Raw genomic sequence first — 13300 nt, 5'->3', positions numbered from 1 at the left:
CTGATGATCCACAAGACCAAAGGAGTCGTTTTGAATCAGATTAAGTATGGTGACACCAGCTTGATTGTTCAGGTGTATACCGAAAAGTTTGGTCGTCAGTCGTACATGGTGAAAGGAGGAAGATCCAAGAAGTCAGCCATGAAGAGTAATTTGTTTCGGCCATTTTTTCTTCTTGAAATGGAAGTTTATCATCGGGAAGGAAAGAATATTCAGTCGATAAAAGAGGTTCGGCTTTGTGAGAATTTAAACAACTTAGTTTTTGATGTGTACAAAAGCACAATGGTTTTTTTTCTAACAGAAGTGTGTTCAAAAGTACTTCGCGAGGAAGAGCGAAACCAGGAACTATTTGTGTTTCTGTACAATAGCATCCGCTATCTCGATCTCACAGAAGAATCCATCGGACGATTTCATTTGTATTTTTTAAGCAAACTAGGCCGTTTTTTGGGTTTTTCCCCACAACTCAATTGGTCTGATACAAATGCTTTTTTCGATATGGACAATGGTTTTTTTGTAGACGAAGAAAGAACACATGCACATTGTCTGGAAAAGGGCGTAAGCGGAAGGCTTTATTCCTTATTTAATACTTCAATTGATCTTATCAACAGTTTAAAAATGAGCAATGAAGAGCGGGATTGTCTTTTGCGTGCCATTTTGAATTTTTATGCGCTGCAAATTGATGGTTTTACCAATTTAAAATCCTTATCGGTGCTTCACGAACTGTTTCAGGAAGAGGAATAGTCTTTCTTTTTTTTATTTATTTGAATCATTTCTGCATTTGTTTTGCTGATTAGCAAGATTTAGATATTTTTGCATGTCTTTTAGCCCCATAGTTCAAGGGATAGAACAAGCGTTTCCTAAACACTAGATACAGGTTCGAGTCCTGTTGGGGCTACTAATAATATCCGTAAAATGCTAATTTGATGCACTTTACGGATTTATTATTTGTGCTTGTCCCCATTGTATCCCCCAAAACAATCAATTTTTGTGATTTGACTACTTTTTATGACTTGTAAAAGGGGAAAGAAAAGTTGGGAAAAAGAAAGTCCTAGCTCAGTGGCAAAGAATAATGCTTTGTATACAAATGTTGTGACTCAGAATATTTTTGAGAACAGAATGAGAGTCGTTTCGGATTGCAAATTCTATTTTGATCATAAGTAAAAACTGGGAGCCTTGCATTTCGGAATCATTTTTCTTTTCTTGTAGTCTTACTAACCAAAGACTACAAAATGAACGAACAAATTCGTCAAATAGCGAAGCGTTTACAAGGCTTAAGAGAAGCGCTTGAGTTCACTCTCGATGAAGCTGCAGATGTTTGCCATACCACTGTCGATAATTATTTGAAGTATGAAAGTGGAGCTGTTGATATTCCAGTAGGTGTGCTTCATAATATTTCTAAGCATTATAACATAGAGCTTACTGCATTGATTGCCGGAGAGGAGCCTCACGTATTTGAATATTCCATTACCCGAAAAGGTAAGGGTGTTGGCGTTCATAGCCGAGGAGCTTATCAGTACGAGTCGCTCGGGTCTAGTTTTGTAGGAAGAAAAGCAGAACCTTTTATGGTTACTGTTGAGCCAAGTGAGAAAGAGCGGGAGCCTAGTGCGCATGTTGGGCAAGAATTCATTCTAGTGCTTGAAGGTGAAATGGAGCTTCGTTTAAATGATAAAAAGATTCTATTGCATCAAGGGGATACAATTTACTTTAACTCAGAACTCTCTCATAATATGAGGGCGGTTAATAATATAAGATGCAAGTTTCTTGCAGTTATTCTTAAATAAAAATAAACAATGCAGTTGTATAAAAAATACCTCGTTCAGTCGGAATTTAATTCGACGGACGATTTTGTGACAAATTTCAAGATCAAGGAACCTGAGAATTTTAATTTTGCCTACGATATTGTGGACGAATATGCGAAGTTGGAACCTAATAAAGTGGCTATTGTATGGACGAATGATGAGGGAATACACGTAGATGTTACCTATGCGGAGCTAAAAAGAAAAAGCGATGAGGCAGCCTCCTATTTGCAACAAACAGGGATTGGGCATGGAGATAAAGTGATGTTGATTTTGATGCGTCGCCTGGAGTTTTGGTATGCGATTATTGCACTGCATAAATTGGGTGCTGTGGCTATTCCTGCTACTCATTTGTTAACCAAGAAAGATATTGTTTACCGATGCTCAGCGGCAAGTATTAAAGCCATTGTGGCAGTCAACGAACAACAAGTGATCGATCATGTTGATGAGGCAAGAAACGATTGTGAAACGCTGGAGCATTGCATCGCAATTGGATCGGATGTGCCCCAAAATTGGAAGAGCTGGGAAAATGGAATCGCGAAAGCGCCTTTATTTGCCGGACCCCAAAAGGCAAGCGCAATTGAAGATACCTCTCTCTTGTATTTTACATCCGGAACCACGGGAGAACCTAAAATGGTGGCTCATAACTTTGCTTATCCGCTGGGGCATATCATCACCGCGTCGTTTTGGCACAATGTAAAAGAAGATGGTGTGCACCTTACTGTTGCTGACACAGGCTGGGGAAAAGCTGTCTGGGGAAAACTCTACGGACAAATGATGGCTGGTTGTTCGGTGTTTATCTACGATCATAAAAAATTCACGCCAAGTGATCTGTTGGCCGTGATTTCTAAATACAAAGTAACATCCTTTTGTGCGCCGCCAACGATTTATAGATTTTTGATCAAAGAAGACATAGCTGCCTATGATCTTTCGTCTTTGGAATATTGCACCACAGCTGGCGAAGCACTTAGCCCGAAGGTTTTCGATACCTTCAAAGAATTAACGGGCATCATGCTCATGGAGGCCTTCGGACAGACCGAAACAACGGTTCAAATTGGTAGTTATCCTTGGATGACACCAAAACCAGGATCCATGGGAATGCCATCGCCAATGTATAAAGTTGGGCTTCATAAATCCGACGGAACTTTTTGTGAGGTTGGTGAACAGGGCGAGATTGTGATTGATATCAAAGACGGAAAGCCCATTGGATTATTTACTGAATACTATCGTGATCCAGAAAAAACATCGGAAGTGCTTTACGGTGGTTTTTACCATACCGGAGACATTGCATGGTGCGACGAAGATGGTTACTATTGGTTCGTTGGGCGTGTTGACGATGTAATTAAAAGTTCAGGCTACAGAATTGGACCCTTCGAGGTAGAAAGTGCATTGATGACTCACCCATCAGTGGTTGAGTGCGCCATTACCGGTGTGCCGGATGATGTGCGGGGACAAGTAGTGAAGGCTACAATCGTACTGAGCAAAGAATACGCACCTGGAAGCGAGGAGTTAATTAAGGAGATTCAAAATCACATGAAAAAAGTAACCGCTCCTTACAAATATCCTCGTATCATAGAGTTTGTTGAGGCTCTTCCAAAAACCATCAGTGGTAAAATTAGAAGGGTAGAGTTAAGAAATAAAAAGGCGTAACTGATACTTGCAGAGAATCAACTAACATTAATTACGGGGACAAACAAAGGGATGTTAAAGTGTTTTTTTGTTTTGTAATTGTATGATGTTTAGAGAGTAATATCATGATATTTAGGTCCTGTTGGGGCTGCCGATAAAATCCTTGTAAGTTTATACTTACGAGGATTTTTTGTTTTTAGATCGTAACATATCTTCAGGATTTTGTCAGTTTATGGATCTCAATTGGAAAATGAAGCTTTATTATATCTGGAGTATTTCAGTATGAGGATTCATAAGTTCTTAGTCTAAATGGCAGGTACACACGTTTGAATTAGTAATTTGTGTTTGCCTTTCTGAAAGAAATAACTATATTTAGATGTCACCAACCACCACCTTTAGCGACACCTTAAAAATCGGATTGTAACATGATCATGTATTAATTAAGCAATTTGTATGTTTCAAATCGACTTCCCTACAATTTTTATTAGCTATTTAATAACGAATATCATAAGCTTAGCGGTAATTGTTCTGCTGTTTTTGCAAGTGAAAAAGAGATTTCCAGGTACAACTTTTATACTGCTTTGCTTTGTCTTTAATGCATTAGGAACCATTTTGATATTTATGAGGGGTGTTGTTCCTGACTGGATTTCGATGACGGTTGCAAATACCTTAATTTTTTCATCAGGAGTGGTGATGTTAACTGGACTTCAACAATTTTGCGGGAAAAAAGGACTTCAAAGTTATAACTACATTATAATTTTGGTCTATTTCATTGTTCATTTCTATTTTGCTTATTTCAATCCTTTGCTGTTTGCAAGAATCCTCCTTTCATCCTTTGCTTTATTCTATATTTTTTCCCAAACGGCATTGTTCATGCTAAAGAAGACTCCTGTTAATATGCGTCAGATGGTAAGGGGAGTTGGTCTGATTTTTCTCATCTATAGCTTGATCTATGTTTGGCGGATCATTTATCTTTTAGTTGGAGATCATTCAATAAGCTCCTATTTTAATTCAAATGACTCTGAGACATGGTTTATCATAGTCAATCAAATTACTTTTCTATTCCTTGCTTACAACCTCATATTGATGTTTAATAAGCGACTGCTAACTGAAATCTCAACACAGGAAGAATTGTTTAAAGGACTCATAAAAAATTCATTTGACATGATTACTCTTGTTGATTCAAATGGAATTCAACATTATGTGAGTGAATCATGTGAGAAAATACTGGGTTTCAAAACCGATGAACTGATAAATGTGCCAGTTATAGAAAGCATGATTCATCCGGAAGATCAGAAGTTAGCGGCAAAAGGCTTTCGTGATATGATTGAAAATAAAACAAGCGGAGGAACTCAATACCGACATCGTCATAAAAATGGGAACTGGGTCTATCTGGAAGCTTTTGGGAACAATCAATTAGATAATCCTGCAATTAAATCTGTTATTCTTAACGTTCGTGATATCACAGAACGAAAACAGACTGAGCAAAGTATTAAAATGAATGAAATCCGTCTGCGGGAGCTGAATGCTACCAAAGACCGTTTTTTCTCTATTATTGGGCACGACTTGAAGAGTCCCTTTAATAGTGTGATTGGCTTCAGTGATCTTATTTTAGATCGCATTCAAGAACGTGATTACGAAGGGGTTGCGCGATACGCAGCTATTATACAAGATTCCTCAGAACGAGCAATGAATCTGCTCAAAAACCTCTTAGATTGGTCACAAGCACAAACAGGAAAAATTAAATTTGATCCGCAATGTATTGAATTGGTCAGTGTAATTAATGAAGTGTTGGAATTATCCAATGATACAGCTCATCAAAAATCCATTGCAATTTTTAAAAAATCACCTCAACATATTCCTGTTGTAGCTGATAAGGCTATGATAACTACCGTTTTGAGAAATCTAGTTGCGAATGCGATAAAATTCACTAATTCGGGAGGCGAATTAACCATTAGCACGGAACAAATGGAGAAGCAATTGATTGTTTCTGTTGCTGATAATGGAGTTGGGATGACACAAGAATATATTGACAAATTGTTCCGGATCGATTATTGCCATTCAAAAGAGGGAACAAACAAGGAATCGGGAACTGGCCTGGGTTTGTTGCTTTGTAAGGAGTTTATCGAAATGCACAAGGGTGATATTTGGATAGAAAGTGAGATCGGGAAGGGCAGTACATTCAAATTTTCCATACCACATTGTTATTCAGATGAATAAACCGGTGCTAACATCTGGTACATAAATGATAGCTATCTTGTTGAGAGATCAAGACACGGCTGTTTTTATTCCGTAAGGTCTTAAAAAACAATGCTACAATCAATCTCTAATTGTTGATAATCCATTTTTATTTGATTGGCAGTTTGCCTAAAATATTCCCCTTACACGCTTATGGCCAGTAGGTATATAAAAGCCAATTTTGATGAATTGTTTTTAAAAGAAACAGTTAAATGATTGTGATTCAAGTAATGTTGGGAAACATTTTTGTAGTTTTAAGCATTGCAAGATATATCTTAAAATACCTATTAAATATTGCCTTATGACTAATTCAGTAAAAAATGCAGCCAGAAAACTTGCGTTAAAAACACAAAAAATTATTGAAAGTAATACAGGATTTAAAATTACATATAATAAGTTTAAAGATGATCTCAACCTATATGTTCAACAATATGGTGAAGACAGTGTAAAAAAAAGAGCCTTTTATAATATTTGTGCAGGTGGACATGGTGGGTTCGGAGGCTATTTTTATCATCCGTTTTGGACTAACATAGACGTAGAGGCTCCAATACTACTTGATGGGTGGGAAAGATACAATCCCGAAAAGGATATCATGCACGATTTGTTGGATAAAACGCCACTTCCACTTGAGAGTGATTCTGCTGAGATAATTCAATCGCAATACACAATAGAACATTTAGATGACGAAGCTGCAGCTTACTTCTTTAAAGAGGCATACCGCTCGCTTAAACCTGGAGGCGTTTTTAAAGTGGTTGCGCCAAATTCAGAATTAGATTATAATGCGTATTTAAATAATGATAAAACCTATTATTCATGGGTAGATATTCAGAGCTCCGATAGACACCATCCTGTATATGGATATAAAACACGCTTGAATCAAGCGTCTTTTGAACAGGTTGCCTTAGTTCATTTTGCAGCCAATGCTTCAACAATTCATTCCGAAGATAATCCCCAACAAATTCAGGACGAGGAGTTCAATCACATAATGAACACCATGAAAATGGAAGATGCCTTAGATTATTGCTCTTCTAGATGTTCTGTTGAGATACAAAGAAAGTACCGTTCCAATCACATCAACTGGTGGAATCATGATAAATTGATCAAGGCATTAAAAACAGCTGGATTCAGCAAAGTTCAGATCATGGCTCCAGGGCAAAGTTCAGCCCGTGTTCTTCGAAATCGAAAATACTTTGATAATTTGTGGAATTTCGTGGCATTATTTGTCGAAGCAGTTAAATAAAAGTAGAATTCAAAAATATATTGACCAACTATTCCGGATCGATTATTGCCATTCAAAAGAGGGAACAAACAAGGAATCAGGAACTGGCCTGGGTTTGCTACTTTGTAGGGAATTTATCGAAATGCACAAAGGTGAGATTTGGATAGAAAGTGAGATTGGGAAGGGCAGTACATTCAAATTTTCCATACCACATTGTTAATCTCACATGGGTAATCCGGTGCTAATAAATAAAACCCTGAGCGGTCTGTAAGACCTAGCGATGAGTTCTATTTGTTGTGAATAGTAATAATCTTTTGTGCAGAGACATTCTACTTCTGCCATCTTGTATCACAAAACGTTTTCTCACTTTACATTTCTTTCAAACTGGATCCTGATTGTATCTTTTGCACGGGATATGATTTGTCTTACTGTAAATATGATTTTTTTTCATCGGGTTCGAAAGAGTTCGTGTTATGACTAGTTATGCCTTAAAAATGACGCTTTGCGACAAAAAAACCATATTTATTTCCAACATTCACCCTGTTTATCTACTATTCAATACTGTAAATAGCATAAGCCTGCAACTGTATGATGGAAAGTAGTAACGATTGAATTTGGGCCAATAAGTAAAAGGAAAGCAGTGATTATTTCATTATTTAATGCCCATTTCAGCGGAATTTTTTTTACGATTGAATCAACTTTCTATCATTGAGTTAACCTGTATCTGTATTTTTAGGCAATAGATATCCAATAATAACGCTTTTAAATGTATAATATTGTAATGTTCATCTATGAATACAGCATTTTTGTCAAAATGAAAAAAAATTGCTTTCTGATCCGGAACGAAAAGCAAATCTTCAAGAAATCAATAATTAAAAAAAATAAAATGAAAAATTTAACTAAAGTTTTTGCTATTGCAATCATGATGTTTGGATTTGCAACCAGCTCTTTTGCACAAGCCGAAAGAAGTGCAGCAGCTACAGCTTCTGCAACTATTGTACAACCAATTAGCATTCTTCAAACAGACGATATGAATTTCGGTAATGTTGCTGTACAGTCTACCGCTGGAACTGTTATCTTATCACCGTCAGCTGTTCGCTCAACTACTGGAGGTGTAACAATACCTACAGTGGGTTCTGGAGCCGAACAAGCTGCTGCTTTTACTGTAACAGGGGAAGGCGCTTATACTTATGTAATTACTTTGCCAACTGCTGATTATACAATTTCTGATGGCGCGGAGAATAATATGACCGTAAATGCTTTTACATGTAATGGTGTTGATACTGAAGGTGTATGGACTGGTACATTGGCATCCGGTACATTTGCTTTGACAGTTGGTGCTACTTTGAATGTAGATGCATCACAGCTTGCTGGAGTTTATACAAATGAAACAGGTTTCGAAGTAACAGTGAATTATAACTAGTAATATAATCATTAGGGGGAAACGCAGTGTTTCCCCCTAATGATTTATTAAGTGTATCTCATCTTTATCAAAGTTTCTTTTTTTAGCCATAAAAACTGGCTTGTTTCCTCAATAATAAAATTATGAGAGTAGTCGGATTCTTACAGACACAAATCACCTTAAAAAAGGCAATGTTTTTTTCTTTTTTAGGTTGCATTGTATTGTCCCTTTTTTCTTCAGGACAAGCGATGGCGCAAGGAAACCTGCTCATTACCCCACGCAGGGTGGTTTTTGAGGGGAATAAAAGAATGCAGGAATTGAATCTGGCCAATACGGGAAAGGATACTGCCACTTACAATATTTCATTCAAAGAAATCAGGATGACGGAAGGTGGGGGTTTTGAGGAAATCACTCAGCCAGATCCGGGTCAGAATTTTGCCAGTGACAACCTGCGTTTTTTTCCACGCAGGGTGACTCTTGCTCCCAATGAAGCTCAGCTTGTGAAAATGCAGCTGAGCAAAACCAACCAGTTGGTCACAGGGGAATTCCGTTCTCATATCTATTTTCGAGCTGTACCTCAAAAAAAGGCGCTTGGCGAGAAAGAAGACAGCCATGTTGCTACAGGACTCTCTGTCAGTTTGAAGCCTGTTTTTGGCATTACCATTCCGGTGATTATCCGCAGGGGAGAATCTACGGCTCAGGTGAGTCTTTCGAATTTGGAACTTGTTAGGGACGAAGATCAGACTTTCAAGCTAAAATTAAAATTTGACCGTACCGGGAACATGTCGGTTTATGGGGATATTCGGGTTGATTATATTTCACCGGAAGGGAAGTTAATTCAGGTAGGGCTTGTAAAAGGATTAGCCGTTTATTCGCCGACTGCCTCCCGAACTTTTTCAATGAAACTTGACAATCAGGCCGGAATTGATTATACAAAAGGGAAATTACATTTGGTGTACAGCAGGCAAAAAGCTGATAAGGGAGCTATGCTTTGCGAAGCAGAACTGAACCTGCACTAATCATTCCACACAAGAAAATCTTCATGATACTTGCCTTCAAACGTAGTCGCTTACTTACATTTATTTGCGGAGGCTTACTTTTTCTATTGAGTCACTTGTCCTTAGTAGCTCAGGAGCCAGCTGTTCCGTTCTCTGTTGTAACCATTCAAGACATTAGTTTTGGAGCCTTCTTTCAGGGGAGTTCAGGAGGAACTGTCACAGTTTCACCAGATGGTACACGACTGCTTAGTGGCGACATGATAGTGGCCAATGTTTCAGGATTTTCGTATTATCCTGCTATTTACGAACTAGAGGCTGAGCCCGGAACGCTGGTATTTATCCTAAAAGGATCTGACACAGGCATGTCTCGCAGTAATGGTGGTTCTATAAGTCTTCAGGTAGGTGACTCTGAACCCGGTTTCCCGATTATCGTCCCCCCTTCAGGTCGGATACAGGTTCGTATGGGCGGCATTCTGACTATGGAAAATCCTCAAGCCAATTCTTCGGGAGATTACAGTGGCTCACTCGAAGTCACTTTTATACAGGAATAAACACCGGTTTAAGCAGATATAATTCCCATGACAGCTAAGATTTTTCAAGCTCATCTTATCGAACAAGAGGAAAATCCGGCTTTTGCTTTATGGAGGCTTATCTGCTGCTTCTTGCTGCTATTTCCGCTCACTTCTTTTGGTCAGGAAGAGGGAGGATACGACGAGATTTCGGTTTACTTTAGTGTGCAAGGCGTAGGTGGAGCTGAGATTCCTGCAGCTATTTACGGGCAACAAGCCTACCTGTCACTTCCTGATGTTTTCGATTTTCTTAAGATTAAAAACATTCCCGCACCTCGATTCGATTCGGTAGAAGGCTTTATCATTAAGGAAGAGGCAACTTACATTGTAGATGTAAAAAATTACCAGATTCGATATCAGGACAAACGCTTTGATCTGAAGCCCACAGATTTGATTCGGACTGCAGGCAATTTATACCTGAAACTCGACTATTTCGGGAAAGTATTTGGCTTGGACTGCAAATTTCATTTCCGAAGCCTCTCGGTAAAAATGAAAACCGAACTCGACCTGCCTTTAATTCGTCTGCTCCGTATGGAAGCCATGCGTAAAAACAGAGCTGGACTGAAAGGCGAAATTAGCCCGGATACAATTATTAAGCGGGATTGCCCCTTGTTTAAATTGGGCATGGCTGATTGGTCCATTGTTTCTAAACAGGAATTAGAGGGAGCGAGTAGTGAAAACTTACATCTGGCCCTTGGATCGATGATTGCGGGAGGAGAAGCAAATTTAAACCTCTCTTATACCCCAAATTCAAATTTCTCTTTGAGTAAGCAATATTACCAATGGCACTTTGTTAATAATAAGCTCAGGCTTATGAGGCAAGTGAGAGCCGGTAAAATATCTAGTCAATCAATTTCATCCATAAGCGCCTCTGTTGTGGGTGTGCAGTTGACCAATACACCTACAACGCAACGGCGGTCTTTTGGTTCCTACACCTTGAGTGATTTTACAGAGCCCAACTGGCTTGTTGAACTTTATGTGAATAATAGAATGGTTGATTATGCAAAAGCGGATGCTTCTGGTTTCTATTCTTTCGAAGTGCCCTTGCTGTATGGGAATACTGAATTAAATCTCCGTTTTTATGGTCCCTGGGGAGAAGAGCGTACCAAAGAGGAGACGATTAGTATTCCTTTAAATTTTCTGCCACAAAATGAATTTGAATATAGCCTGCAGGCTGGCGTGCTTCAGGATGGTGATCATAGCCGGTTTACAAGGGGTAAATTCAATTATGGTGTAAGTCGGTCTTTTACATTTGGTGGTGGGGTGGAATACCTGTCCTCTCCAACTTCAGCAGGAAGTATTCCTTTTGCGAATATGTCGCTTAGGTTTGGTTCGGGTTTATTGTTTTCGGGTGAATATAACCATGGGGTAAGTTCTGTGGGCAGACTGAGTTACCTGGGGACTTCTAATTTGAATTTGGTTTTGGATTATACGCGCTATGTAAAAGATCAGATTGCGATTAATACGAATACGCTCGAAGAGCGAAAATTGAGTCTGTCTTTCCCAATCCGAACTCCGAACTTCTCAGCCTACTCACGTCTCGCCTTAAACCAGATAATTCACCCCTCGGGTAAAAGTACCAGAGCTGAGATCATGTTTTCAGGATCTGTTTTTGGAGCCAATACGAATTTGAAAACCAATGCGATATTTACAGATGGTTCTCAAGTTGGTGTTTCCAGTAATCTTTCAATGACTTTCAGGTTGCCATCTGCTTATACTTTTTCACCCCGTTTGCAATACAATTATTCTCAGAATGAGTTGGTATCCGTGAGCGCTGCCCTTCGGAAAAAGGTATTTAAAAAGGCTTATCTCGATATTTCATACAATTACAATTTGTCAAGTGAGAGCAGTATGGCACAAATTGGCTTGCGTTATGATTTTTCTTTTGGGAGTGCGTCTGTTTCAGCCCGTCGTAGTAATAACAAAACCAGTTTTTCTCAATCGGCCCGGGGAAGCCTTATGTATGATCGTTCAACCAAGTATTTAGGGACAAATAACCGAAATATGGTTGGTAAGGGAGGTATCATCTTTCTGCCTTTTCTAGATTATAACTGCAATGGTCATCACGATAAGGGGGAGCCAAAGGCCTGGGGGTTAAAACTCAGGGTTAAGGGCTGTTCCAGGGTGAAAATGGATCGCGATAGCATTATTCGTGTCGTTAATATGGAACCCTATAGAAACTACACGGTTCAGATTGACCCCAATAGTTTCAATAATATTGGATGGAAAATTGAAAAGAAAATTCTTAAGATTGAAGTAACACCTAATCATTTTAAGCGGGTTGAAGTTCCTGTTTCTGTTGTTGGGGAAGTGGCAGGGACGGTCTATCATCGCGAAGGTGAAAGCCAGAAAGGGATTGGACGTATTATAGTCAATTTTTACAACAGCGGCTCTACGCGCATTGCCCGCACCCTTACCGAGGTTGATGGTTATTTTAGCTATCTGGGTTTGCCAGCCGGTTCTTATACTGCCCGAATCGACAGTGCTCAATTGCGAAAATTAGACATGATGGCAATGCCTGATATTTTGCCATTTACGATTAAGGGTACAGTATACGGCGATTATGTCGATGGGCTTGAGTTGGTGCTTCAAAACATTGATCGGGATACATCTGCAACTGTAATGGCAGTTAAAGAAGAAAAAATGCTTGCCTCCAAACATAAAGATGTCAAAGAAAAAGCGGCTTGTTTGATACAAGTTGCTGAATGTAAACTTAAGAGTAAGGCTATTGCTGTTAGGGATCACATACGAAGTAAGTTTGGTAGTTCCGTTGTGATTGTTCACGAAGGTCTGAATTTCAAGATTTTTATATCAGGATTTGAAGATTGTGAAGAATCACGATTATTCCTTCCAAAACTTGCTTTAGAGGGCTATTCTGATGCCTTGCTAGTTTCTGTTAAGGAGTATGTACAAGCAATTAATCCGGAATCTTTTCAAACATCCGGAGATGAACTTATTAATAGAGGATTGTTTGCAGTTCAAGTCGGTGCGTTTGGGAAGCGATCCAATGCTTTGGCCTTACAGGCTCATCTGGATGCAATTTATAATCAAACGACTGCTGTTGAGTTTGAAGATGGATTCTATAAAGTACGGTTCATCTATTTTAACGGGCGTAAAAATGCAAGGAATTTCTTGTATAACTTATTGGGTAAAGGTTTTACTGATATTTATATTGTGCCTGTTTTCCGTAAGCTTTCTTTTTAAGTTTTCCGAAATTACAATTCATAATCAGGAGCTGCAAGTCGTGAATTATGGGTTGCTGGAAGATAAAGGGAAGCATGGAAAATACTTGAAGCATCAGCATCTGCTATTTTAGCCATCTAAAATCAAGCAGGGACAAAAACTTGAAAGACCAGAAGTCACGGGTAGCCAACTCTCCGTGTATTTCTGTTTGGGTTCTGGCTGGGCTGCTAAAATAACTAAGGAATTGCAGTAGGTCCATGACATGAGTA

Annotated in this window: 10 protein-coding genes and 1 tRNA gene; all 11 read left to right on the top strand. The window is 38.9% G+C overall.

Features of this window, described 5'->3' with window-relative positions:
* The first annotated feature begins 3 nt into the window (after positions 1-3).
* The 11 genes from recO (at position 4) to ALGA_RS08580 (ending at position 13052) form a co-directional block, all read left to right on the top strand.
* Positions 4-738 carry a DNA repair protein RecO gene (gene recO / locus ALGA_RS08630; protein ID WP_096428942.1) on the top strand — a complete coding sequence of 245 codons (735 nt, stop codon included), beginning with the start codon at positions 4-6 and terminating at the stop codon, positions 736-738.
* Positions 739-820: 82 nt separating this feature from the next.
* Positions 821-892 (top strand) — tRNA-Arg (locus tag ALGA_RS08625).
* A gap of 334 nt (positions 893-1226) precedes the next feature.
* On the top strand, positions 1227-1778 hold the full coding sequence (locus ALGA_RS08620; RefSeq protein WP_096428941.1) for a helix-turn-helix domain-containing protein: 552 nt from the start codon (positions 1227-1229) through the stop codon (positions 1776-1778).
* A gap of 9 nt (positions 1779-1787) precedes the next feature.
* The gene (locus ALGA_RS08615) at positions 1788-3443 is read left to right on the top strand and encodes an AMP-binding protein (RefSeq protein ID WP_197705730.1); all 1656 of its coding nucleotides are present in this window, start codon (positions 1788-1790) and stop codon (positions 3441-3443) included.
* Between the two features lie 432 nt (positions 3444-3875).
* Positions 3876-5642 carry a sensor histidine kinase gene (locus tag ALGA_RS08610; RefSeq protein WP_096428940.1) on the top strand — a complete coding sequence of 589 codons (1767 nt, stop codon included), beginning with the start codon at positions 3876-3878 and terminating at the stop codon, positions 5640-5642.
* A 319-nt stretch (positions 5643-5961) separates the two neighbouring features.
* The gene (locus ALGA_RS23365) at positions 5962-6900 is read left to right on the top strand and encodes a methyltransferase domain-containing protein (RefSeq protein ID WP_096428939.1); all 939 of its coding nucleotides are present in this window, start codon (positions 5962-5964) and stop codon (positions 6898-6900) included.
* Entirely contained in the window at positions 6827-7099 is a 273-nt protein-coding gene (locus ALGA_RS08600; protein WP_231706089.1) for an ATP-binding protein, read from the top strand. Before ALGA_RS23365 ends, ALGA_RS08600 begins: the two co-directional genes overlap by 74 nt.
* A gap of 666 nt (positions 7100-7765) precedes the next feature.
* Positions 7766-8302, top strand: coding sequence for a DUF4402 domain-containing protein (locus tag ALGA_RS08595; protein WP_096433524.1), 537 nt, complete (start codon positions 7766-7768; stop codon positions 8300-8302).
* Positions 8303-8424: 122 nt separating this feature from the next.
* The gene (locus ALGA_RS08590; protein WP_145957598.1) at positions 8425-9300 is read left to right on the top strand and encodes a fimbrial biogenesis chaperone; all 876 of its coding nucleotides are present in this window, start codon (positions 8425-8427) and stop codon (positions 9298-9300) included.
* Positions 9301-9323: 23 nt separating this feature from the next.
* Complete coding sequence (locus tag ALGA_RS08585; protein WP_096428936.1) at positions 9324-9830, top strand: DUF4402 domain-containing protein; 507 nt, start codon at positions 9324-9326, stop codon at positions 9828-9830.
* 27 nt (positions 9831-9857) lie between these two features.
* Positions 9858-13052, top strand: a complete 3195-nt coding sequence (locus ALGA_RS08580) for an SPOR domain-containing protein (protein WP_096428935.1) — start codon at positions 9858-9860, stop codon at positions 13050-13052.
* The last annotated feature ends 248 nt before the right edge of the window (positions 13053-13300 follow it).

The organism is Labilibaculum antarcticum (assembly GCF_002356295.1).
Classification (GTDB): domain Bacteria; phylum Bacteroidota; class Bacteroidia; order Bacteroidales; family Marinifilaceae; genus Labilibaculum; species Labilibaculum antarcticum.
This window is presented reverse-complemented; position numbering and strand designations above follow the sequence as displayed.